Consider the following 22,453-nt stretch of genomic DNA (forward strand, 5'->3'; position numbering starts at 1 on the left):
GTATAAACTTAATTAAAAAAAACTTTGCGCACTTTGCGGTAAATTTTTCCTTATACTATAAATTGCTGTATAAAAGCTGAATCGTATGAAAATCGTACGATCCGCCAAAATACTTATTAATAACCTGCTCAAATACAGGCTCTGTATTTTGAATGTTGGCAAATAATGTCATACTCGATTTTAATTTTTCGGCATCACTATCTCCAAGAATTTCCAGGGCGCTTTTTTCGTTTGTATTAATGAGTTCCTTAGTAATTTCAAGAAGATGTTTTCCAAGAATAGGATGCTCCAGATAAGCCATTGCCTCGTCGGCATTTTTAATCTCGTAGAATTTCGAAGTATCACTTGAACCTAAACCTTTTATCTGCGGAAAAATAAACCACATCCAGGGAGATTCTTTTTTCCCTTTCTTAATTTCTGCAAGTGCAACTAAGTACAATTTATTTTGAGCGTCTAAAAAGCGCATCAGATCATTTGTGTTGTAAGCCATTCTGTATTGGAATATTATTTGGGGTCAATTTGGAGGTAAAACTAATCAAAATATGTCTTGATTTACATTACCAAATCTTTATAATTTGGTTTTTTTCCGCGGAATTGCTAGGCTGTAAAAAAAATCTTATGGGTTGCGATTAGTGTTTAGTGATTTTAAAATTTAAGACCTGATTTTTAGTTTATATGATAAAAATTGAGTGCTGTCATGCTGAATTATTATTGAAACAGGAGTCAGTAATAAAAATAAAAAGTTAAAATATTTGTGTTTTTAGACCGATCGGTCTATATTTGCACTGTAAAATTTAGAAATCATGAGTAAAGCAGATCGTACCAGACAATTTATTATCGAAGCATCGGCACCCATCATTAACAAAAAAGGAATGGCGGGAACCTCATTGACGGATATTATGGAAGCCACAAAACTGGCAAAAGGCGGAATTTACGGCAATTTTGAAAATAAGGAAGAAATTTGCAGAGAATCATTTTTATACCTAAGATCTCAATTGGCAGGTAAACTCGAAACGGCAGTCGCGCAGGGAACTTCGGCGAAAGCCAAACTCTTCAGCTTATTAGACGTGTATGAAAATGATAAAAATATGACTGAAGGCTGTCCGATATTAAATTTCGGGATCGAAGCCGATGATACAAACCCCGTTATAAAAGAGCAGGTAAAAAAAGCGATTCTGGCTGCCCAGAAAAGATTCTATAACATTATCGAGAACGGAATTAATAATAAAGAATTATCAGCAGAAATAAACCCGGAACATTTTAGCATTAAAGCTTTTTCCATGATCGAAGGTGGTATTTTATGTAGAAAAATATTAGGAAATAATGATCAGATGAAGATTGTTTTAGAAAGCCTAAAAAACGAATTCGAAAAATATGTATTATAAAACACGAATTTCACTAATTTGCACAAATCTGGATGGTTAACTTAGTTTGTGTAATTAATTTCACTAACTAAATTCGTGCTAATTCGTGAAATTCGTGTTTTTTTTGCAAAATTATAGACCGATCGGTCTATTGTATTACTAATTAATTTAATAAAATGAGAAATTTACAAGAAAACCATCAGGGTTTTAGCACCAAATTAGCATTTGCTTTAATTCCGTTATCGGGATTTGCAACAGATATTTATTTGCCATCGCTGCCGGCAATGGCAAAAGATTTACAGGTTTCGGCAGGAGCTATTCAGCTTTCGTTAGTCTTTTTTATGTTTAGCCTTGGTATAAGCCAGGTTTTTATAGGCAGTATACTCGATAGTTTTGGGCGTTTTAAAATTAGCATCGCGTCGCTTGCTGTTTTTTCAATTACCAGTTTCGTAATTGCATTAGTGCCGGATATTTATGTTATTTATGCCATGCGAATTATACAGGGAATTGCGATTGCCTTTATTGTAATAGCAAAACGAGCTTATTTTGTCGATCTGTATTCTGGCGAAAAACTAAAAAGTTACATTAGTTTATTTTCAATCATTTGGGCCTGCGCGCCTATTATGGCGCCATTTTTAGGAGGATATTTAGAGAATATTTTTGGATGGAAATCTAACTTTTATTTTCTTGGCGGATTGTCATTATTGTTCTTAATTCTGGAACTTTTGTATAGCGGAGAATCTTTAAAATACTTTCATGAATTTAAACTAAAGTCTATCGCACAAACGTATACAAACATCTTAAAATCGCCCGATTTTACATTGGGAATCATAATTCTTGGTATTTGTTTTGGTCTTGTTGTAGTTTACAGTTTATCGAGTCCGTTTATTGTAGAACGCGTATTTGGGTATTCTGCCGTTACTACGGGTTACAGTTCATTATTATCTGGTTTAGCTGTTATGATGGGCGGAATCACGGCTAAATCTCTTATTCATAAACCTTTGGCTAAAAAAATAACTATTGCGGTTTCAATACAGTTTACTTTGGTTTTACTTATGATTTTTACCTCTTCAATAGCAAGTAATATTTATACTTTAATCGCTTTTACAATGGGAATCAATATGTGCGGCGGTTTTATCTTTAATATTATTTATGGCTATTGTTTAAGCCGTTTCTCTAAAAATGCCGGAGTTGCCAGCGGACTTACAGGCGGTGCAACGTATATGGTGAGTTCGATATTTAGCTACGGATTTGTCAATTTATATGCCGTTAAAAGTCAGTTTTTATTAGGGTTAACAAATATTTCTTTGATTTTTATTATCGGTATTATTTTTATTGTTTTTAATAGATATAGAGCGGTGCATTTGGAAACTGTTAAAAATTAAAAATCCAAATAAAAAAATTCCAAATTCCAAGTAAAAAAACTCAAATAAAAAATTCCAAATTCCAACTCATATTGGAATTTGGAATTTTTTAAATTGGAATTTTATTGATTTTATCTTTTCTGAAGGTTCATAAATGCTACAGCAAATAAGATCAATATTACACCAATCCATTGCAGAAAACTTACAGGTTCATCGAGGAATATATAAGCGATTGCAATAGAAACAGGAATTTCGACAGAAGCAATTATTGCTCCCAAACCCATTCCGGTTAGAGGCATTCCTTTGGTAAAAAGTAACGGCGGAAGTATGGTTCCGAACAAAGAAAGCAAAATACCCCAGCGCAGAATAACAGCAAAGGAAAAATCTGAGTTGATCGACGAATAGAAAATAAAAGCGACTACAATACAGCCTCCAATAATCATAAAAAGACTTCTTTTTAACGGAGGAAAATGAAGTTCAACATGGTTTGAGGAATACATTGTTGCGGTATAAGACATTGCAGCCAGAATGCCAAACAAAAAACCTTTCCAGTTTATAATTACTGATTCCTGAAACAGGTTTGTGGCAAGGAATGTTCCAGCCAAAATGATGAAAACAGAAATTATCTTACGCAATCCGGGCATTTTTTTATGCACCGCGATTTCAAAAATAACACCCATCCAAACAGTTTGCATTAATAACACAATGGCTACGCTAACAGAAATATACTGCACTGAGAGGTAATAAAAAGTGCTTGTTAAACCAAGTGAAGTTCCTGCAAATATTAGCCTGAAAGTACTTTTTAAGTTTGAAGTTTCAGGTTTTAAAATCGGTTTTTCTTTGCGAAATAAATTCAAAATTAAAAGTCCGATAAAGCCAAGACCATATTGTGAAATCGTCACTTCGGCGGTTGTAAAACCTTCTTGGTATGCCATTTTTACAAAGGTTGCCAGCATGCCGTAACTTGTGGCTCCAAGTGCAATAAAAAGGCTTCCTTTGAGTACATTATTTTTCATTTCGATGTTTTTATTTGATCAATATCGCTTATTAAAGTTCGCTTTCAATAAGAGATTTTATATTTTGGTGTGACGTTCTTATGGTTTGTTTTAATATTTCGGGATCAAGTGCTGAACCGTTAACAGCCACAAAATGAATATTATGAATTCCCATGATATTAAAAACTGTTTTTAAGTAATCGCTTTGAAAATTCATATGCTCGTTAAATTCTCCTTTTTCATAACCGTGAGAACCTCTTGAAAGCATTAAAAAAAGAGTTTTATTTTCAAGTAATCCAACGTAGGGATTCGCGATATTTTCAGGATTGAGTTTCCAGGTTTCGTTAACCCTTAAAACCTGATCAATGTAAGCTTTAAGCGCACTTGGAATCGACCAGTTATACATCGGGGCACCGAGAACAATAACATCCGCCTGACGTAATTCGGCAATATAATTATCGCTTTCTTTTAGTGCCTCTTTATCTTCTTGAGATCTTGCATTTTCGGGTTTGAAAGCAGCGGCAATCCACTTTTCGCCAATATGTGAAACAGGATGATTGCCCAATTCACGGAGAGTAATAAGAGAGCTGTTATGAATACTTTTCCATTGTTCAACAAATACTTCAGTAAGTTTTCTGCTTTGAGAATTAAGCGTTCTTGCGCTTGAATTAATGACTAATATATTTTTCATTTTTAAATAATTTTGAGCAAATGTATCCTGATTTTGGATTAACTTTGTATGCCAATTTTGATAAAAACTACAGCCCAGATGTTGCCATATAAATCTTTAATTCAAATTGATCGAAACATTCCTGTTACTATTTATATACAGGTATGCAACAGCTTTATTTCTTTGATAACAAATGGTACACTGCAGCCGTCTGATATATTACCAAGTTCTCGTATTCTTGCCGAATTAATTGGCATTAACAGAAATACGGTAAAATTGGCTTATGAAGAATTGATTAGTCAGGGCTGGGCAGAATCTGTTGAGAGAAAAGGTGTTTTTGTACTTTCGAAATTGCCTGTAATCTCAAAAAACAAACTTCCTGAAACCAATAAAAATAGTGGTAAAGAAGAATCATTTTTGTGGACCAATAAATTTAAAGAAGCCCGTCCGGTCCGGAATTTTCAAAAAGCCGGTCTCAGCATAGACGATGGATTTCCAGATGTGCGTTTGGCTCCCGTAGATCAGCTTATGCGGGAATATCGAAGTCTTTCGAAGAAATTTTACGGAAAAAATTTCCTGAAATATGGCAGTTCAAAAGGATCTGAACATCTCCGTATTTCGATTTCTAATTATCTTTCAAACACCAGAGGCTTAGCTGTTTTTTCTGAAAATATCCTGATTACAAAAGGCAGCCAAATGGGGATTTACCTGACGGCTCAATTGCTTTTAAATCCGTCTGATGTTGTAGCAGTTGGAACTTCGAATTATAGTTATGCCGACGATACTTTCAAATATGCCGGCGCTAATTTAGTGCGTATTCCTGTTGATGCTAACGGAATGGACATTGATTATCTGGAGGAAATTCTGCAAAAGCAAAAAATAAAAGTAGTTTATATAATTCCGCATCATCATTTTCCAACAACGGTAACACTGAGTATGGAACGCAGGTTAAAACTGTTAAACCTGGCCAGAGAATTTCGTTTTGCTATTATCGAAGACGATTACGATTTTGATTACCATTATGAAAACAAACCATATTTACCTTTGGCAAGTATTGATCACAATCATAATGTCATTTATATTGGTTCGATTTCCAAGACATTTGCGCCAGCCTTAAGAATCGGTTTTATGACCGGACCTTCAGTTTTTATTGATGCTGTGGCTTCTTTAAGAGAATTAATTGACAAACAGGGAGATACGCTTCTGGAAGATGCATTTTCTGTTTTGTTTAATAATGGTGAAATGGAAAGGCATTTTCGTAAATCGCTAAAAATCTACAAACAACGTAGAAATCTTTTTTGTGATATTCTGCAGTCAGAATTTAGAGATACAATTGAATTTGAAATACCAGAAGGCGGCCTTGCAATATGGTCTCATTTTGATTCTAAAATTGATTTGGTTAAGATGTCTGAAAACGCCTTAAAAAATGGACTTTCTATCGATAATGGAAAATTCTACAAAAATGAATCGTTTGTTACTAACGCCATGAGATTAGGTTTTGCTTCACTTGAAGAAAAAGAAATGGTGAAAGCTTTAGGTATTCTTAAAAAGGTAGTCCAGTAACTTTTCTGGGCTAGTCTTTATTTTAAAATTGGCATATTTTGTATCCGGATTGTTGCTCTAATTTTGCTGTAAAGAAAACAAGTTATGGGCACAACTTCAAAAAATGAATTTACTGCAATACGATCTTTAAGCAAACGAACTCTCACCAATATTCTGCATACGCAAAATGTTTTAGCCGAAAATTTCAACGAGATTTTAAAATGTTTTGATTTATCATCGGAACAATTTAATGTTCTGAAGATTTTAGAGGATCAAAAAGGTAAGCCAACAAATATGTGTGAAATTCAGGAAAGAATGATTTCGAAGACAAGCAATACAACTCGCTTAGTCGATAAATTACTTTTAAAAGGATATGTTACAAGAGAAGTTTGCAGTAAAAACCGAAGAAAAGTTGATGTGTTTATTACTAAATCAGGTATGGAAATTTTGAGGGATTTAAAACCAGGAATGGATGTTTATGAAGAAAAACTTTCTCATAAACTGACTTTGAAGGAATTTGAAAACCTTAATTTTTTATTAGAAAAATACAGAACAGCTTAAATAGAAACAATAATTATATAAATTTTAGAAAAATGAAAACAAGAATTCGTATTGACAAAGTAGAGCCTGCAGGATATAACGCCATTTTAGGATTAGAAAAATTCATTGAAAGTACTTCTTTAACCCGCACTCATAAAGAACTAATTAAAATTAGGGCTTCGCAAATAAACGGCTGTGCTTTTTGTATTGATATGCACACCAAAGAGGCGCGTAAAGCCGGCGAAACAGAACAGCGTATTTATGCCTTAAACGCTTGGCGCGATACTCCGTTTTTTACAGATGAAGAACGTGCCATATTAGCCTTAACAGAAGAAGTTACTTTAATAAGCCATCATGTAAGCGATGCAACTTATGAAGCAGCGGCTAAAGTTCTTGACGAAAAATATCTGGCACAAGTAATCTTAGCTATCATTACTATTAATGCGTGGAACAGAATTGGTATTTCTACGAATCTTATTCCGGCTTAATACTTATAAGAATATAAAACTAAAAACCCTCATATCGAGGGTTTTTAGTTATTGTAAAAAGAATACAATTAAAATATAAAAAATGTAACAATTTATGATATCTGCGGTCTTTATGGTGAGGTTAGTTTTAACGAATTCTTCAAAAGTATGAAAACTCAAATTCATAAATTTATTGTTTGCATTTGCGGGCTTTTTTTAATTTTCTCTTCGAAAAATGCAGCGGCACAAACAATAGATTCCATTCCTCCGGCAAATCAACAGCAATTTTTAATTCATTCTAAAGCAATTAACGAAGACAGAACAATCTGGATTCATACTCCTCCGGAATACAACGCTTCGACAGATACTTATCCGGTTTTGTATTTGCTTGACGGCGGAAGTCATTTTAAATATGTTTCAGAAATGGTCAATTTTCTTTCTGATTTTGAGACTAATTTTATTTCAAAGATGATTATTGTAGCAATTCCCAATACAGAACGCGGAAGGGATTTTACACCAATATTTGATTCAAAAGAAAATGGAGCAGATAAATTTCTCGGTTTTATAAAAGACGAACTTGTTCCGTACATCGACAAAAACTACAGAACACAGCCTTATCGAATTCTTGAAGCACATTCACTTGGCGGACTCTTTGGAATTTATGCCAATGAAAATGCGCCGGAATTATTTCAGGCATCAATTTTTATTAGTCCCGCTTTGACAGGTGATAAAAACAGAGATAAAGTAATGGAAGAGTACGCTTTGTATCTTAAGAAAAATAAACAGCTTTCGAGAAAGATTTTTGTATCAATTGCCAATGAAGATAAACAGGCTGTTGACTTATTAACGAAACAATTAAAAATGTTTGCTTCAAAATCTTTTCAGTGGAATTATAAAGAATACAAAGAAGAAAATCATTTTTCTGTACCTTATAAAAGCATGTATGACGGACTTCGGTTTATTTACAAAAATTGGCATACGGAAGCTTTTTTAAACTCAAATAAAATTTTGTATAAAGATATTGAAGAGCATTTTAAAAAATTATCCAATGAATTAGGTTATAACATAAATCCAACGGAAGATTTTATAAATCAACTTGGTTATCAACAACTTCGGTTTAAACATATTGATGAAGCTATCGAATTTTTTAAGCAGAATATCAAATTGCATCCAAATTCATTTAATGTTTATGACAGTATGGGGGAAGCTTATATGATAAACGGACAGAAATCTTTGGCTATTGAAAATTATGAAAAATCAATTGCCATAAATCCACAGAATGAGAATGGAAAGGAAATGATTAAGAAATTGAAGAATGAATAATTTTGCTTTTAATCGAGAAAATCAATTTGCATGACGTTGTGCAAAGATTTCGCATAGCGATTGCGATAAATTAGGAAGACCTTGGAGAGATGGGTAATTTTTATATGTAGTCCCTACGGGACAATTTTAAAAACGGAAATTAATATTTCTACCAATATATGACTCCTAAAGGAGTATTAAAATAATATCTTGGAGAGGTTAAATGTTGGTAAAAAAAATATTTCTACCAATATATAACTCCTAAGGATTATTAAAATAATACCTCGGAGAGGTTACATGTTGGTAGCAAAAAATATGTTCCCACCACAAAATTGTCCCGTAGGGACTACATATTTATATCAATAGCAAACTGTTGCAATAAACCCACAGAATGAAAATGGGAAGGAAATGATTAAGAAATTAAAGAGTGAATAATTTTGTATCTTTAACAAACATCACAATTAAAACCAATACAAAATGCCCTGGAATCCGGAAATCTATAATAAATTCAAAAACATTCGTTATCAGCCGTTTTATGATTTAATCGATTTTATTAAACCGATGGAATCTATGAAAGCCATTGATTTGGGATGCGGAACAGGCGAACAAACGGCGATATTGGCCGATAAATTTCCGAATGCCAATTTCCTGGGAGTCGATTCTTCTGATGAAATGCTGGAACAGTCAAAATCATTAGAAACAGATAATTTACATTTTAAAAAAGCGACCACAGAAGAAACAATTGAATCGGGAGAAAAATGGGATTTGATTTTTAGCAATGCCGCTTTGCAATGGTCAAACGATCACGAAATATTATTTCCTAAATTAATAGAATTAGTTAATCCGCAAGGACAATTTGCGGTGCAAATGCCAGTTCAGCCGGAAAATAAACTCAATAAAATCCTTTCTGAATTGGTTGATAAAGAATCGTTTAAGTCCTGTCTAAACGGTTTTAAAAGAGATTCTCCCGTTTTGAGCATCGATGATTATGCGCAACTACTTTTTGATGGCGGACTCGAAGATATTCAGATCATGCAAAAAGTATATCCAATTATTGCCAACGATCACGAGACGCTTTATAATTTTATTTCGGGTTCGGCATTGATTCCTTATATAGAAAGACTTGACGGAGATGAGAGAACACTTTTTATTAAAACTTACAAAGAGAGAATAGCAGCTGAATTTCCTAAACTTCCTGCTATATATTCATTTAAAAGGATTTTGCTTTATGGGAAGAAAACATAATTATTTTTAAACCGCAAAGTACGCTATCCCGAAGCCTCGGGATACGCAAAGTTCGCAAAACTTTTTCCAAATAAGATTTTTATAAAATTACAGAGTTCGCAAAGTTTTATATTGATTTAGCTTTGTGACCTTTCTATGATATTCACGTACTCAAAATAAACTTTTGCATCCCGAGGCTTCGGGATGCGTAAAAACTTTGCGCTCTTTGCGGTTAAATTTTAGATTTAAATCATTGTAAATAAGATATTTATATTTATTTATCTAAAATGATTCAGATTGAAATTATTTAATTTTTTAGTTTATTTAAAAACAAAATCCCGCTCTTTTTTTTCTTTTGAAAAGAGGGATTTTGGCAAGAAAAAGTCAGTTTTTAAAAAAATGCTGTTGATAAGTGTTTTTTTAAAAGGTCAATTTGATGTCCATTTTCCTGTTGATAACTTTATTTAGATTCTTTATAAATAACTGATAATTCGGGCATTAGCCAGACTAATCTCCCTGTTCATAAAAACTAATTTTTTGGTCTATTTCAATAGGATGACAGCTGTTGATAATTGGCTGGTTTTTTAACATCAAAAGGATAACAAAAAAGCAACAGTGGCTTAATTTTGTAAGTATAGAAACGCCGTTATTCCCACTTCGTAACTGGCTTTTTATTCTTGTTTAGTTCATTATTAAATACTATATATTATGTCTATTTTCGATAAGAGAATCAACTATAAACCTTTTGAATATCCAGAGGTACTACAATTTACAGAAGCAATCAATAAAGCATATTGGGTGCATACCGAAGTTGATTTTACTGCTGATACACAGGATTTTCACTCTCATTTAAATGTAGCCGAAAAAACGGCAATCAAAAATAGTTTACTGGCAATTGCACAAATTGAGGTGGCGGTAAAAAGTTTTTGGGGCAACATTTATGAGCATTTTCCAAAACCTGAATTTAATGGTTTGGGAAGTACGTTTGCCGAATGTGAGTTCAGGCATTCTGAGGCTTATTCGCGTCTTTTGGAAGTTTTGGGATATAATGATGAATTCGAAAAATTAATGGACATTGAGGTGGTTCGTAAACGTGTAGATTATCTTTCGGATGTTCTTAAAGATACACGTTCGCAAGACAACCGAAAATATATGGTATCACTGATCTTATTCAGTATTTTGATCGAAAATGTATCACTTTTTAGTCAGTTTGCGATTCTTTTATCGTTTACAAGATTTAAAGGTTACATGAAAAATGTGAGCAATATTATTGCGTGGACTTCTATCGACGAGCAAATTCATGCCAATGGAGGTATTTATATCATCAATAAAATACGGGAAGAATTTCCGGATTATTTTGATGCCGATACTTTAGAAATGATCAGAGAAACAGTGAAACATTCAATAGGCGTAGAGTCTGATATTTTAGACTGGATTTTTGAAGAAGGTGAAATTGAAACAATCAAAAAAGCAGATTTAGTAAACTTCATGAAATTTAGAATTGATGAAAGTTTAGGTCAAATTGGAATTCCGACCATATTTAATGTTCCTGCAGAAGACTACAAGAATATGGCTTGGTTTGAAGAAGAAGTATTTGCAAACAGTCTGGATGATTTTTTTGCAAAAAGACCGGTAGAATATACCAAACATGATAAGAGTATTACTGCAAACGATCTTTTTTAAACGGAATATATTATGAGTACATTACATACAACCGAAACAAATATTCCGCCATTAAGTTATGCCGATAACAAAATGTGGTGGAAAAACTCTGAAAGTGAACAAATATTAAATCGTGGTTATCTTTTAAAAGGAGAAACCGTAGAAGGTGCAATTGACAGAATTTGTACCGCTGCTGCAAAAAGACTTTACAAACCTGAATTGAAAGATTCTTTTGTAGAAATGATTGAGCGCGGATGGATGAGTATTAGTTCGCCGGTTTGGGCAAATATGGGAACAGAGCGCGGTTTGCCAATTTCGTGTTTTAATGTTCACGTTCCGGATAAAATTGAAGGGATTACCCATAAATTGGGCGAAGTTATCATGCAAACCAAAATTGGCGGTGGAACATCTGGTTATTTTGGTGAATTACGCGGACGCGGAAGCGCTGTAACGGATAACGGAAAAAGTAGTGGAGCGGTAAGTTTCATGAAACTTTTTGATACTACGATGGATACGATTTCGCAAGGTGGCGTTCGCCGAGGTGCATTTGCGGCTTATCTTGATGTGGACCACCCGGATATTGAAGAGTTTTTAAAGATAAAAAGCATCGGAAACCCTATTCAGAACCTGTTTACAGGAATTTGTGTACCAGATTACTGGATGCAGGAAATGATTGATGGTGATATCGAAAAACGTCAGGTTTGGGCAAAAGTATTAGAAAGCCGTCAGCAAAAAGGATTGCCTTATATCTTTTTTACTGATAATGTAAACAAAAACAAGCCACAGGTTTATAAAGATAAAAACCTTCCTATTAATGCCAGTAATTTATGCAGTGAAATTATGCTTCCGTCAGGAAACGACGAATCCTTTATTTGCTGTCTTTCGTCTATGAATTTGGAGCTTTACGAAGAATGGAAAGATACCGAAGCCGTAAAACTGGCCATCTTTTTCCTTGATGCTGTATTGCAGGAATTTATAGAAAAAACAGAAGGAAACTATTATCTTTCTGCAGCAAATCGTTTTGCAAAAAGACACCGCGCACTTGGGCTTGGAGTTTTGGGATGGCATTCGTATCTGCAAAAAAATATGATTCCGTTTGAAGGATTGGAAGCTAAAATGAAAACTACGGAAATCTTCAAGCACATTAGTGAAAAAGCCGATAAAGCATCTCAGGAATTAGCACGTATTTATGGTGAACCGGAACTATTAAAAGGCTACGGAAGACGCAATACTACGACGATGGCGATTGCGCCAACAACCTCATCATCTGCTATATTAGGACAAACTTCTCCGGGAATTGAGCCTTTTAGCAGTAATTATTACAAAGCAGGTTTAAGCAAAGGGAATTTTATGAGAAAAAATAAATACCTAACCAAATTGCTTGAAGAAAAAGGTCTTGATAATGAAGAGGTTTGGAGAGGAATTATGTTAAACGGCGGAAGCGTACAACATATGGAGCAGCTATCACAAACAGAAAAAGATGTATTTAAAACCTTTAAAGAAATCAGTCAGCTTGAAATAATTCAACAAGCTTCAATAAGACAAAAATTTGTAGATCAGGGGCAAAGTATCAATCTTAATATTCCTTCAGAATTAGCGATTAAAGAAGTCAACCGTTTGATTATTGAAGCGTGGCAGCTTGGAATTAAAAGTTTGTATTACCAACGAAGCCAAAGTGTTTCTAAAGAACTTGTTACAAGTCTTGTTTCCTGCAGCAGCTGTGAATCGTAAATTAGAAGCCAAATACGACAAATCTTGTTTTGCAAAAAACAATTATTGGAAGATAATGTCAATTTTGGGCAATTAATGTTTAAAACTTTGTTTAAACTTTGGATAAAAACAATCCCATTTCGCAATGAAGTGGGATTTTTTATGTCTCAATTTGAAGAAATAACTTATAATATGTTAAAATAAAAATAACTTCGGATTTTAACATATTGTTTATTAATATGTTGATAAATAATGACTTATAACTGCTTTTTAGTGATGCGTCAAAACAATTAATAGCTATATTTGGATATAATTATACGTCTAATAATTTAAAATATTAACTATGGAAAGAGCTATAAAACTAAAAGTTCGCAAAGAGCTGGACAGCCAACAGCAGTTGAATATAATTAAATTAAAAGGTAGTTTAATTTCTAAGGGCTATACGGAAATCATTCATATTCTTGATCAGGACGATGAATTTCATATTAATTCTTTCGAAACCCCAAAAGAAAGTACTACCGAAGTTCAGGAATTTATTGCGGCTTTCATTAACAGAGAAAATTTAGCAGACACTATAACTGTTTTCAGATAAACAGATCGCTATTTAAAACCAAAAGCCATTAATAAACCAAATGAATATTATATTCAAACCTTTATCGTTCACAAAAATGACAAAGTAACCAAATCAAATTTAAATCAATAGAAAAAATCAAAAGCCTTCAAATTATGAAGGCTTTTTAATTGCTTATAATTGTTGTGTAATACATTTTGGATCGAGAATTTAATTATTGCGCAGTGCGTGCATCAACTCTTTTTTTGTCATTTTCGATCTTCCTTTAATATCCGCTTTTTTAGCTTCGGCATACAAGTCCTGTTTGCTTCTGTCTTCATAGTCACCACTTTTTCCGCCTCTTTTTTCGGCTCCCTGACTATTTGATATACGCGCAGATTTTTCTTTGCTGTAACCTTTATCGCGCAGTGCTTCGTATTGGTCCTTGTCTTTAATTGAAGGACCCGGATCTCTTCCTGGCATAATAGTACATTTTAAAGTTTATAATAATCGTTTTTCTGTCTAGTAATCAGATCGGTCTTTTTCGTCAAAATCCTCTTCAAAACCGTCACCATCACCGTCGTCGTCTAAATCTTCATCGATATTCTGGTCAATATCTTCATCGTCCAGATCATCCTGATACGGATCGTAGTCATTTCTGGTTTCTGTATCCAAATCCGATTCTTCATAAACAGAATCAGAATTGTCTATTTCGTGCTGATTAATTGCAGGATCCTGGTTTTCCATAGTTTCAGAATTGATTCCTTCGTCTGCTAATTGAAAATTGTGACCTTCCAGATCAAAATTTTCGTTTGGTTCTTGTATCATAATTTGAATTTTTAGAGTTAATTATTTTTTTAAAGTTGATTTTTTATAATCTGTATGAGGCTTTTCATTACTTCTCGACGATGTCGTTTTTGACTCGTGTTTTTTATCTGAAGTTCTGGAACTTTCAGCATAACTGTTTTTTGAAGTATTCATGATAAAGAAAGTTTAAAGTTTACATTACAAATCTAAAAACCATGAATATCAAACACTTATACTATTTACCTAAATATTTATATTATTTACTGAATAAGTAATTGTAAATCTGAGTATTACTGAAAATACATTTAATAATTCTATAAGATTTAGGAGTAATTGTATAAAAATTTGCTTTAGCTGAATTTTATATTTGAAATAATACTAACAGAAAAATTTTAATATTATGAAGACTTTATTTAAATCAAAAATTGTATTGTTTTTACTTTTTGGAGGACTTTTATTTTCTTGTAAAAAGGCTGATGGAAGCAATACAGGTGATTCCGCAAATGATACAATTACTACAGAAACAATTGATACAGTAAGTTCTGTATCAGACAGTACAACTGTTAATTCTGCCACAAATGGTACGACCGGTGCAACAGGCGAAGGCTCGACCGGATCAGGATCTGCAGGAACTACACAAAAAGGGAATAGTTCTCTAAATACAGATTCTACAGGTACTGCAAAAGGCAAATAACCGACTTATTATTACTTTTTTATTGATTACTAATTCAATTCCTCAACTTGATTATTTTGAAAAAGCCTGTAATAATTAATTACAGGCTTTTTTAATTGGAGAAAATTATATTTAAACAGACTCCAAATATGCTTTAAAATTTAGGATATCGTCTTTTACCAGTTTTTCAAAATATGGATTAAGAAGTTTTGCGGCACTTTCTCCTGCAACGCCCAATGGTGCGTGGTATGAAATAGTTACATCAATTTCTGTAGCATTTCCTTTTGGTTTAAAAGTTACTTTTCCGGCATTTTTTATTGTAGAATCGGGTAGGGAATTCCAGCTGATTAATTTTTCTTTTTCATCTTTCACAATTTCTGCCTTCCATTTTATTTTTCCAATTCCAATAGGTCCTTTGGCTGTCCATTCAGAGGTAGTGTAGTTTAGAGGTTTTACAGATTCAATATGATTCATGAATTTTGGTAAATTTTCGAAATCACGCCAAAAAGCGTATACTTCACTAATAGGTTTTTTGATCACGCTATTAATTCGGATGTTTACATTTGATGCTTTGTCGTTTTTTAAATGATCAACTGCATCATAAACAGGGCAATATCCGGAAATTCCTCGTAAAAGCATTGATCCGCCAACACCAATTTTTCCGGCATTTTTATTTTCTTTGGATAAACCGGAATATAAAAGATATGCTCCGCTTGTAACCATTAAAACTCTTTCGAGGGTAGATACATTTGTTTTAAGTTTTGATTTTTTTTGTATCGAAGCTGATGTATTTGTTTCCATAATTTCTAATTTTTAATTTTATTATTTATTTTAAGAATAGTTATAAGAAAGTTTTGTAAACCAAAAAAGCAACCAAACCAAAAATAACATGCGCGACAAATAGTTGTGTATAATATCCCTTAAAATCGATATTGGGTTTTTGCGGAATAATTTTGAATAAAATCATCCAGCCCAAAATGCCTATAATACCACTTATTGCACCAAAAAGTAATGCAATTTGCCACGAAAATTCTACAACATCATACAGCCACAAATAGTGATATATAATAACAAAAAAAGCTCCGATAATATAATGTAAAATCCATGCTAATACTCTTTTTGTTTTTAGAGATACTTCGATGTGAAATCTTGTCAGGATGTACGTAAGTAGTACAGGCTCTTTGTATAATTCTCTTACGCTTGCCGAAACGGCATAACTAAACAGCGTCATTACGCTTGTTGCTGCGATGGAAGAAATGAGGATCTGTAAAAATGCATGAAAGTTCATATTAGTACTTTTTTGAAATTAGGTTACTTAAAAAATGTACTTCCAGGTCATCAACTTTATTAAAGTATCAGCATGAAAAAACAACGTTGAGACAAGGAAGTACAATATCTTTATTAGGTTTCATTACTTGGCAGGACTTTTTTTAATCGCTATTTTATTCGAGAATTGACGCGGATGATTTACCGGATCAATTTCTTCAAGATCCTGATCAATATCTTCGGTTAACGAAGCATCTCCGGAAACATAATCTTGTCTTTTTTCATTATCAAGATTTTCGTTGTCTTCATCATCTTGCTTGTCGTTTTCTAATGAGTCATCATTATCTTCAGCATCGCTTTTTCCAAAACCATCATCATTTCTGGCATCTCTTTCATTTTGTAATTTTTCATCCTCACTCAAATAATCCTCATTCAAATCATTGTCATAATCCTCATCAGGATTTGTGCGTAAATCATTGTCATTTTCATCGTCGAGTTCATCATCACGATCCTGTTGATTACTAAAACTTCGATTTAAGTTCTGCTCTATGTCATTGGTGACCGAATTATCAAAAGGGATATTATCATTTTTGTTAGATGGATTTGTATTGTCTTGAAAATCCGTGTCAGTTTGACCGTAATTTTCTTTTTCTCTTAAGTTCATAATAGTCAATTTTAAGTTTTTGTATGATTGTAAAGTTACACGTACAGAAAATCAAAATTTTATAAAACAGATATTTTGTAATTACATAATTTACAGTATATCAGTTGTTTTTGTTAGATTTCGAGAAATGTAAAGGGATAGGCAGCCATTATCAAATAGGTAATTATAATAATACTCATAAGAAAAATAACGACCGTAAGGATTGTTAAAAGCATTGTAGAATATAAATATTCGCCACGCTGTAAAAGTCTGTGTACTTGTCTGTATTTACAGTAGGATAACAAGATAGTAATAGCGCCCGTAAGCACTAAAGAGATACCAATAAATATAGTTAGTCCATTTTTTGGAATAGTTGAATCTTTAAAAAACGTGGACGGTAATTGATTGACAAATAATGAGAACTTTACAATCACGAAACCAAATACCATAATTCCGATGCCAGTACGAATCCACGACAAAAACGTACGTTCGTTTGACATGTGCTCATTAATCATATTATTATTTTTGTTATCCACGATATTCTTATTTAGTAATTTTAATATTTTGCTTTTATTTAAAGTATTATCAGCTTTTGCCTGCTGCTTTTTTCAAAGATTCTGCCATTGCCTGAGCATCTTTTTCATAGGTGTTTTTGTAGTACTTTAAAAGCTCGGTTTTGGTCTTTTTTGCATCTTTGGCATGGCCTTCCCAAATAACGCCAAGCGAAGTATAAGGCGGAACCGTAACACCAATGCTACAAAAGAAATTGGCAATATTTCCTGTTATATGTTCTACACCATCTGAATCGCCTGTTACAATTACACCGCCAATTTTTCCGTCAAGCGGAGAATCTTTTCCGCTCAAAATAATGTCGTAAACCTCATCAAGCCGTTCAATACATTTTTGCAGTTCAGAGGAGTGATTGTTCCACCAAATGGGTGTTGCAAACAGTAAAATTTCAGCTTCCAGAATTTTGTTGTAAATATTCGGCCAGTCATCCTTTGTATCCATTTGCGTATAAGTTCCCGGAACAATATTGTGATCAACAAGTTTTATTATTTCGAATTCAATTTTTTGCCGGATCAGATATTTAGCAAAAAAATCTACAAGAATTTCTGTGTTAGATCTGCCTTTATTTTTTAAGGTGGCAAGTAGTATAATAGCTTTCATATGTTTTTTATTTGATATGGATTTTGGATAGATCAGTTTCTGCAGGACCGTTGATGACGATACCTTCTGCGTCAAATCGTGAACCGTGACAAGGACAATCAAAAGATTTTTCATCATTATTCCATTGTACAATGCAGCCTAAATGCGGACAAACGGCAGAAAATGCTTTTAAGGCATTGTCGTAATCCCGATAAACGGCAATTTTATTTAAGCCTGAAGAAAGTATTGCGCCTTCTCCCGCTGGTAAATCGGCTGTGTTTTTTAAATCAGAGCCCTTAATCCAGTCCAGATATTGTGAAGCCATGTTGCTTGCTTCTTTAATAAAATCGCCGGTCGTTTTTAAGGTAATTCTTGAAGGGCTATACAAGTCTTCCCATTTGTTTTTAATGCCCATAATGCTGTCACAAATAATCATGGCACCAATTGTTGTGTGTGTCATTCCATTTCCGGAATCTCCGGTAATGATATAAATATTGTCATCGCCGGGATTTTTCCCCATAAAACCTAAAGAATCCACAGGTTCCATAACCTGGCCAGACCAACGATATGAAATGTCATCCGGCATAGGAAAATAATTTCGTGTCCAGGTCTCAAGTCTTTCGTATCTTTCAAATTCAGAAATCCCTTCTTCATCGGCCTGACCCGTTTTGTGATCTTCACCTCCGGAAATCAGTAAATCGTATTCGTCATCATAATTTTCCAAACGAACATAATGATAAGGCTGAGAAACCCATTTTGATTCCTGATCGCCTGTGTCCCACCAAAGCGAGTAGGGAAGTTGCCCTTTCGGAATTTTGGTTCCAATAACATAAGTTCTGTACGCGTGTTGTTTAGTGTGCATCGTTAAAACATCATTTATGGGCGTATTTGTTGCCACCACGATATAATCTGCAGAAAAAGTGAAACCATTTACTTTCGCACCTTTTTTGGTAATATCTTCTGCATGGGCTTCGGTATAAATAATTCCGCCAAGGGAAACGATAGCATCGGCAAGTCCTTGAAGATATTGCAGTATATGAAATTGTGCCTGATTGTTAAAGACGATGCATCGTTGTTTTTCGGCATTGACCAAAGCAGGAATTTCTTCTAAAACAGAAGTCTGCAATCCTGCTTTTTGTGTCGCCTGAAATTCTTTATCCAGATTTTCTTGCTTGTCTGTGGGATGCAGAAATAAGTAACCGTTTACTCTTTTAAAAGAGCAATCGATATTTAAGGAAGTAACAATATTTTCAATTTCGTCGATTGCAGCTGCATGACTTTCGGCAGCAAGTTTTGCATTTTCTTCGCCAAAGGTTTCTTCAAGAAAAAAATAGCGATCATCGAGCGCACAGGTTAAATGTGCCGTTGTACGTCCGGTTTCGCCGCTGCCAATAAAACCATCTTCAACAAGTACTACTTTTTTACCTGCTTTTAATAATTTATAAGCAGTTGTTAATCCCGCAATTCCACCACCAATTATCAATACTTCCGTTTGAATATCCTGATCAGGTTTTTCAAAAGAAATAATGGGAGCAGAGTCAATCCAATATGAAACATTTTCACCCGAAGTGATGCTGGAGCTTTTTAAGGTATTGTTTGATTCATCCATAATGTAATTTTTTAGAATTTACAGGAGAAATTTAAAATCTGTATAAATTCATTTTTAAGAGGTTGATATCAAAGCTACTAGCTATAAAAACAAAACGTTTACAAGTTTAAAGAGAAGTTTTATAAGATTTTCAGTTATGTTTTTAGGTAACAAGGGATATTACGTAAATGCCTAAAAACAAATAAGGCTGTCAATTGACAGCCTTATTTATTAGTGTTTGAAATATTTTTATTTATTACTGTTTTTTAAAGCATCCAGTAATTCTACCATATCTACCACAGCATAAGTCGACGAATAATCTGAGACTGCATAAGGTAATATAAGACTACCGTTGTGAATAATCGCCCCGCAGGAATACACAACATTGGGTACGTAACCTTCTCGTTCATCTTCTAAAGGCGAAAGTAAAGGTTCTTTAAGTCTTCCAATTTCTTTAGAAGGATCATCAAGATCAAATAAAGAAGCACCAATACAATAACATCTCATGGCACCTACACCGTGTGTAATAACAAGCCAGCCTTCTTCTGTCCAAAGTGGTGATCCGCAATTTCCTATTTGGGTCAGTTCCCACGTATATCGGGGCTCCTGCAAAAGAATAGGAGTGTTCCATTGTGTTTGTCTGTCAGAATACATGATGTAATTATTAACACCATCGATCCTGGAGAGCATTGCATATTTTCCTTTTATTTTTCTTGGAAATAAAGCCAGGTTTTTATTTTGAGCACCAGCACCGTGCAGAGGCATTACCCTGAAATTATAAAAATCCTCGGTCGAAATAAGTTTAGGAAGTATTGCATGACCATTATAGGCTGTATAAGTTGCCATGACGCGGGTAGAACCGTCATCATCGGTAAAACGTACAAAACGGGCATCTTCAATACCACGGCTTTCAGAATCGGAAATTGGAAATATAACACGTTCTGTTATATCAGAATCATGTTTAAATTGTAAATCATAAAAGGAATTTGCCAGCCAGATGATTTCTTCTAGAGCCGTTCGTCTTTCCTGACGTATAGAAGGATCCAGCAAGGCATCTTTTACCATACTTTTTAAGACTGCATATTCAAATTCATCCGGTAAATCCTGCATGATTTGGGTAATATATTTGTCCTGCGTATGCATTTCTGAAAGCTTTAATAAAAATCTTTCTTTGTTGTATAAGCTTTTGTGTTCAATCTCTGCCTTATCAATGTTATTACCATTTTTCATTATCTGCAGATTATTGTCTTTATCGAGAATTCCTCGTCTAAAAACTATAGAAGAAATATGACCTTCGCCTGTGGCACGAAACGAAATGATAACTCGTTTTGCTCCTGCTTCAAGACCAGACTGATCAAAATCTTCGATAATAGACGGATTGAAAATTGCTGCAGATTCAATCGCATATTCCATTGTACAGAAAGAACCTATAAGCATTTTTCTATCTACAGAAAGTGCATCATAGTCTATTTGCATTCCTTCGATAATGTATCTGATTTTTTCGCAATGTTTGAAAAATATATTTGAGATATTTCGATGACGCCTGGCAAATTCGCGAAGGGTTTGTTCCAGAGTTTGCAAAACCTGTTTTTCGTCGAGCAACATTATGCGGCTTACCATTTGTTGTGTCCGTTCTTCACCATTCATAAAATATCGTGCAACAACTCTTTTAGAATCTGGGGTAAATTTTATATTTTTTCGAATGATTGGTACTCGCATAGTTTTGTTTTTTAATTACAGTAAATAAGTATATTTTTTTAAGTAATGCTTTTCAGGATTACCTGTTTCGTTTAGATAAATATAGAAATACGGTTGTTTAGAACAGGAACAGTATTTTTACATTACTATTTCTAAGTTAGTAATTTTGTGAACGAAAAAAAACTTAATTTTTTATTAAAACTTGATGTCGATGCTTATTTGTCAAACTGTTTTTAGGAAAAGGCAATTTGTAACGTTTGAATTATATGTAAAGAGGGATATCAAATTTACAAAAAAGAATAAATAAAGTATTTATAATTGTTTGATTTTCAACAAAATATTTTTTTCATTTCTAAATAAACCTAAACGTGTAAAAAGAAAAAAACGGGATAAAAGAGGTTTTCTTTTTTTCCCGTTAATTAATTGAACTAATAATCTATAACTCTAAACTTTTTATTCTTTATACAAAATAATAACCGCTTTGTAGCCCTTACCAACATTCCATTGGCTCGATTCTATAGCTACTCCCTGATCATCATAAACCTGAAATTCAGCTGTATTTGGCGAGGCAGATCCTTCGTTTAAGGCTTCAAAATCAATTTTGTTGATCCCTTTTACCAAAGTTATTTTGAATCCCTTAAATTCTCCATCAAGTGAAACTTCCGGTTCAATAACTTTATCATTAAGGTAAACTTTAATTTTATCGCCATCTACAAAAGCGGCATCTCTATAACGAATTGTCGATGTAATAGATTTTGTTACAAATCCTCCTAAATATTCATTTCGACGATAAAAAATTCCCGGAACGTTGGCTTCTCTTTTATATAGAACATTATTATTAAAAAGTTCATCCGGATTAATTTTTAAAGTAACCGGTTCTTTTGGAATTGTAGGATCATCTGCTTTTGGCGCTTCTTCCGTTGGCGGAACAGCTTCTTTATTGTCTAAATTTTTAGACTGAATTGGTTTATTTTTATTGTTGAGTTCGTCCTGTGCATATCCTTGCATTGAAACACTTATGATGATAATCAAAAACAATATTTTTTTCATACTTTTTAAATATTTTAATCTCTTTATATAAACATTTAATTCTGGCATTTATTGCCTTTAAGAGAATTGGTTTTTTAATAATTAAGGAAATGATGGTTTAAAAAACTTTACCAGATTTAAGGATTATTAAACCTTAATTAAAAGCATGAAATTTTAAATCCATTACGGCTTTCAATTTGAATATAAGGT

25 protein-coding genes are annotated in these 22,453 nt (G+C 33.4%); 11 read left to right on the forward strand and 14 right to left on the reverse strand.

The window, feature by feature from the left end:
• Positions 1-55 precede the first annotated feature (55 nt).
• Positions 56-490: a DUF1810 domain-containing protein gene (locus AC4FQ3_RS01610; protein ID WP_042563431.1), complete on the reverse strand. Its 435-nt coding sequence runs from the start codon at positions 488-490 to the stop codon at positions 56-58.
• A gap of 313 nt (positions 491-803) precedes the next feature.
• On the opposite strand from AC4FQ3_RS01610, the gene AC4FQ3_RS01615 reads away from it, so the two are divergent.
• The gene (locus AC4FQ3_RS01615; RefSeq protein ID WP_491180613.1) at positions 804-1,385 is read left to right on the forward strand and encodes a TetR/AcrR family transcriptional regulator; all 582 of its coding nucleotides are present in this window, start codon (positions 804-806) and stop codon (positions 1,383-1,385) included.
• 155 nt (positions 1,386-1,540) lie between these two features.
• Positions 1,541-2,749 (forward strand): MFS transporter, encoded by a 1,209-nt coding sequence (locus AC4FQ3_RS01620; RefSeq protein WP_491180614.1) that lies wholly within the window; start codon positions 1,541-1,543, stop codon positions 2,747-2,749.
• A gap of 110 nt (positions 2,750-2,859) precedes the next feature.
• Here the strand turns inward: AC4FQ3_RS01620 and AC4FQ3_RS01625 are convergent, their stop codons facing one another.
• On the reverse strand, positions 2,860-3,744 hold the full coding sequence (locus AC4FQ3_RS01625) for an EamA family transporter (protein WP_491180615.1): 885 nt from the start codon (positions 3,742-3,744) through the stop codon (positions 2,860-2,862).
• Positions 3,745-3,775: 31 nt separating this feature from the next.
• Positions 3,776-4,414, reverse strand: coding sequence for an FMN-dependent NADH-azoreductase (locus tag AC4FQ3_RS01630; RefSeq protein ID WP_491180616.1), 639 nt, complete (start codon positions 4,412-4,414; stop codon positions 3,776-3,778).
• A 78-nt stretch (positions 4,415-4,492) separates the two neighbouring features.
• Here AC4FQ3_RS01630 and pdxR point away from each other — a divergent pair, with 78 nt between their 5' ends.
• The 8 genes from pdxR to AC4FQ3_RS01670 all read left to right on the forward strand — a co-directional run bounded on the left by pdxR (position 4,493) and on the right by AC4FQ3_RS01670 (position 13,432).
• A complete protein-coding gene (pdxR, locus tag AC4FQ3_RS01635) occupies positions 4,493-5,956 on the forward strand; it encodes a MocR-like pyridoxine biosynthesis transcription factor PdxR (protein ID WP_491180617.1) in 1,464 nt (487 codons plus the stop codon).
• Between the two features lie 84 nt (positions 5,957-6,040).
• The gene (locus AC4FQ3_RS01640) at positions 6,041-6,496 is read left to right on the forward strand and encodes a MarR family winged helix-turn-helix transcriptional regulator (RefSeq protein WP_491180618.1); all 456 of its coding nucleotides are present in this window, start codon (positions 6,041-6,043) and stop codon (positions 6,494-6,496) included.
• Positions 6,497-6,528: 32 nt separating this feature from the next.
• Entirely contained in the window at positions 6,529-6,963 is a 435-nt protein-coding gene (locus AC4FQ3_RS01645; RefSeq protein WP_073393965.1) for a carboxymuconolactone decarboxylase family protein, read from the forward strand.
• Positions 6,964-7,110: 147 nt separating this feature from the next.
• Positions 7,111-8,265, forward strand: a complete 1,155-nt coding sequence (locus AC4FQ3_RS01650) for an alpha/beta hydrolase-fold protein (RefSeq protein ID WP_491180619.1) — start codon at positions 7,111-7,113, stop codon at positions 8,263-8,265.
• Positions 8,266-8,721: 456 nt separating this feature from the next.
• Entirely contained in the window at positions 8,722-9,489 is a 768-nt protein-coding gene (locus AC4FQ3_RS01655; protein ID WP_491180620.1) for a methyltransferase domain-containing protein, read from the forward strand.
• 687 nt (positions 9,490-10,176) lie between these two features.
• Positions 10,177-11,151, forward strand: coding sequence for a ribonucleotide-diphosphate reductase subunit beta (locus AC4FQ3_RS01660; RefSeq protein WP_042563435.1), 975 nt, complete (start codon positions 10,177-10,179; stop codon positions 11,149-11,151).
• A gap of 12 nt (positions 11,152-11,163) precedes the next feature.
• Positions 11,164-12,861, forward strand: a complete 1,698-nt coding sequence (locus AC4FQ3_RS01665; RefSeq protein ID WP_073393968.1) for a ribonucleoside-diphosphate reductase subunit alpha — start codon at positions 11,164-11,166, stop codon at positions 12,859-12,861.
• A 322-nt stretch (positions 12,862-13,183) separates the two neighbouring features.
• Entirely contained in the window at positions 13,184-13,432 is a 249-nt protein-coding gene (locus AC4FQ3_RS01670; RefSeq protein WP_042563437.1) for a hypothetical protein, read from the forward strand.
• 189 nt (positions 13,433-13,621) lie between these two features.
• Here the strand turns inward: AC4FQ3_RS01670 and AC4FQ3_RS01675 are convergent, their stop codons facing one another.
• From AC4FQ3_RS01675 to AC4FQ3_RS01685, 3 genes are read right to left on the reverse strand one after another with little or no spacing between them, the layout of a single operon-like run.
• Positions 13,622-13,873: a DUF7218 family protein gene (locus tag AC4FQ3_RS01675; RefSeq protein ID WP_463461262.1), complete on the reverse strand. Its 252-nt coding sequence runs from the start codon at positions 13,871-13,873 to the stop codon at positions 13,622-13,624.
• Between the two features lie 39 nt (positions 13,874-13,912).
• Positions 13,913-14,218 (reverse strand): hypothetical protein, encoded by a 306-nt coding sequence (locus tag AC4FQ3_RS01680; RefSeq protein WP_052483540.1) that lies wholly within the window; start codon positions 14,216-14,218, stop codon positions 13,913-13,915.
• 21 nt (positions 14,219-14,239) lie between these two features.
• Positions 14,240-14,371, reverse strand: coding sequence for a hypothetical protein (locus AC4FQ3_RS01685; RefSeq protein WP_318800145.1), 132 nt, complete (start codon positions 14,369-14,371; stop codon positions 14,240-14,242).
• A gap of 226 nt (positions 14,372-14,597) precedes the next feature.
• Here AC4FQ3_RS01685 and AC4FQ3_RS01690 point away from each other — a divergent pair, with 226 nt between their 5' ends.
• Positions 14,598-14,891 (forward strand): hypothetical protein, encoded by a 294-nt coding sequence (locus AC4FQ3_RS01690; protein WP_491180621.1) that lies wholly within the window; start codon positions 14,598-14,600, stop codon positions 14,889-14,891.
• Between the two features lie 111 nt (positions 14,892-15,002).
• Here AC4FQ3_RS01690 and AC4FQ3_RS01695 read toward each other — a convergent pair whose 3' ends face one another.
• The 8 genes from AC4FQ3_RS01695 to AC4FQ3_RS01730 all read right to left on the reverse strand — a co-directional run bounded on the left by AC4FQ3_RS01695 (position 15,003) and on the right by AC4FQ3_RS01730 (position 22,264).
• Positions 15,003-15,671, reverse strand: coding sequence for an SRPBCC family protein (locus AC4FQ3_RS01695; protein WP_073393971.1), 669 nt, complete (start codon positions 15,669-15,671; stop codon positions 15,003-15,005).
• Positions 15,672-15,711: 40 nt separating this feature from the next.
• Entirely contained in the window at positions 15,712-16,158 is a 447-nt protein-coding gene (locus AC4FQ3_RS01700) for a hypothetical protein (protein ID WP_491180622.1), read from the reverse strand.
• Between the two features lie 123 nt (positions 16,159-16,281).
• Positions 16,282-16,800 (reverse strand): hypothetical protein, encoded by a 519-nt coding sequence (locus AC4FQ3_RS01705; RefSeq protein ID WP_491180623.1) that lies wholly within the window; start codon positions 16,798-16,800, stop codon positions 16,282-16,284.
• Positions 16,801-16,913: 113 nt separating this feature from the next.
• Positions 16,914-17,294 (reverse strand): YidH family protein, encoded by a 381-nt coding sequence (locus AC4FQ3_RS01710; protein WP_491180624.1) that lies wholly within the window; start codon positions 17,292-17,294, stop codon positions 16,914-16,916.
• Positions 17,295-17,364: 70 nt separating this feature from the next.
• Positions 17,365-17,949, reverse strand: a complete 585-nt coding sequence (locus tag AC4FQ3_RS01715; protein WP_491180625.1) for a flavodoxin family protein — start codon at positions 17,947-17,949, stop codon at positions 17,365-17,367.
• Between the two features lie 7 nt (positions 17,950-17,956).
• Positions 17,957-19,537, reverse strand: a complete 1,581-nt coding sequence (locus AC4FQ3_RS01720; protein WP_491180626.1) for an FAD-dependent oxidoreductase — start codon at positions 19,535-19,537, stop codon at positions 17,957-17,959.
• 228 nt (positions 19,538-19,765) lie between these two features.
• Positions 19,766-21,235, reverse strand: a complete 1,470-nt coding sequence (locus AC4FQ3_RS01725) for a glycoside hydrolase family 130 protein (RefSeq protein WP_463461253.1) — start codon at positions 21,233-21,235, stop codon at positions 19,766-19,768.
• A 432-nt stretch (positions 21,236-21,667) separates the two neighbouring features.
• Entirely contained in the window at positions 21,668-22,264 is a 597-nt protein-coding gene (locus tag AC4FQ3_RS01730; RefSeq protein ID WP_491180627.1) for a hypothetical protein, read from the reverse strand.
• Positions 22,265-22,453: the final 189 nt, after the last annotated feature.

This window comes from Flavobacterium sp. AK-345 (assembly GCF_058310175.1).

Excerpts from the sequence above, each read along its gene's own strand:
- AC4FQ3_RS01610 (WP_042563431.1), bottom strand. The coding sequence starts at position 490 with ATGGCTTACAACACAAATGATCTGATGCGCTTTTTAGACGCTCAAAAT.
- AC4FQ3_RS01615 (WP_491180613.1), top strand. The coding sequence starts at position 804 with ATGAGTAAAGCAGATCGTACCAGACAATTTATTATCGAAGCATCGGCA.
- AC4FQ3_RS01620 (WP_491180614.1), top strand. The coding sequence starts at position 1,541 with ATGAGAAATTTACAAGAAAACCATCAGGGTTTTAGCACCAAATTAGCA.
- AC4FQ3_RS01625 (WP_491180615.1), bottom strand. The coding sequence starts at position 3,744 with ATGAAAAATAATGTACTCAAAGGAAGCCTTTTTATTGCACTTGGAGCC.
- AC4FQ3_RS01630 (WP_491180616.1), bottom strand. The coding sequence starts at position 4,414 with ATGAAAAATATATTAGTCATTAATTCAAGCGCAAGAACGCTTAATTCT.
- pdxR (WP_491180617.1), top strand. The coding sequence starts at position 4,493 with ATGTTGCCATATAAATCTTTAATTCAAATTGATCGAAACATTCCTGTT.
- AC4FQ3_RS01640 (WP_491180618.1), top strand. The coding sequence starts at position 6,041 with ATGGGCACAACTTCAAAAAATGAATTTACTGCAATACGATCTTTAAGC.
- AC4FQ3_RS01645 (WP_073393965.1), top strand. The coding sequence starts at position 6,529 with ATGAAAACAAGAATTCGTATTGACAAAGTAGAGCCTGCAGGATATAAC.
- AC4FQ3_RS01650 (WP_491180619.1), top strand. The coding sequence starts at position 7,111 with ATGAAAACTCAAATTCATAAATTTATTGTTTGCATTTGCGGGCTTTTT.
- AC4FQ3_RS01655 (WP_491180620.1), top strand. The coding sequence starts at position 8,722 with ATGCCCTGGAATCCGGAAATCTATAATAAATTCAAAAACATTCGTTAT.
- AC4FQ3_RS01660 (WP_042563435.1), top strand. The coding sequence starts at position 10,177 with ATGTCTATTTTCGATAAGAGAATCAACTATAAACCTTTTGAATATCCA.
- AC4FQ3_RS01665 (WP_073393968.1), top strand. The coding sequence starts at position 11,164 with ATGAGTACATTACATACAACCGAAACAAATATTCCGCCATTAAGTTAT.
- AC4FQ3_RS01670 (WP_042563437.1), top strand. The coding sequence starts at position 13,184 with ATGGAAAGAGCTATAAAACTAAAAGTTCGCAAAGAGCTGGACAGCCAA.
- AC4FQ3_RS01675 (WP_463461262.1), bottom strand. The coding sequence starts at position 13,873 with ATGCCAGGAAGAGATCCGGGTCCTTCAATTAAAGACAAGGACCAATAC.
- AC4FQ3_RS01680 (WP_052483540.1), bottom strand. The coding sequence starts at position 14,218 with ATGATACAAGAACCAAACGAAAATTTTGATCTGGAAGGTCACAATTTT.
- AC4FQ3_RS01685 (WP_318800145.1), bottom strand. The coding sequence starts at position 14,371 with ATGAATACTTCAAAAAACAGTTATGCTGAAAGTTCCAGAACTTCAGAT.
- AC4FQ3_RS01690 (WP_491180621.1), top strand. The coding sequence starts at position 14,598 with ATGAAGACTTTATTTAAATCAAAAATTGTATTGTTTTTACTTTTTGGA.
- AC4FQ3_RS01695 (WP_073393971.1), bottom strand. The coding sequence starts at position 15,671 with ATGGAAACAAATACATCAGCTTCGATACAAAAAAAATCAAAACTTAAA.
- AC4FQ3_RS01700 (WP_491180622.1), bottom strand. The coding sequence starts at position 16,158 with ATGAACTTTCATGCATTTTTACAGATCCTCATTTCTTCCATCGCAGCA.
- AC4FQ3_RS01705 (WP_491180623.1), bottom strand. The coding sequence starts at position 16,800 with ATGAACTTAAGAGAAAAAGAAAATTACGGTCAAACTGACACGGATTTT.
- AC4FQ3_RS01710 (WP_491180624.1), bottom strand. The coding sequence starts at position 17,294 with ATGATTAATGAGCACATGTCAAACGAACGTACGTTTTTGTCGTGGATT.
- AC4FQ3_RS01715 (WP_491180625.1), bottom strand. The coding sequence starts at position 17,949 with ATGAAAGCTATTATACTACTTGCCACCTTAAAAAATAAAGGCAGATCT.
- AC4FQ3_RS01720 (WP_491180626.1), bottom strand. The coding sequence starts at position 19,537 with ATGGATGAATCAAACAATACCTTAAAAAGCTCCAGCATCACTTCGGGT.
- AC4FQ3_RS01725 (WP_463461253.1), bottom strand. The coding sequence starts at position 21,235 with ATGCGAGTACCAATCATTCGAAAAAATATAAAATTTACCCCAGATTCT.
- AC4FQ3_RS01730 (WP_491180627.1), bottom strand. The coding sequence starts at position 22,264 with ATGAAAAAAATATTGTTTTTGATTATCATCATAAGTGTTTCAATGCAA.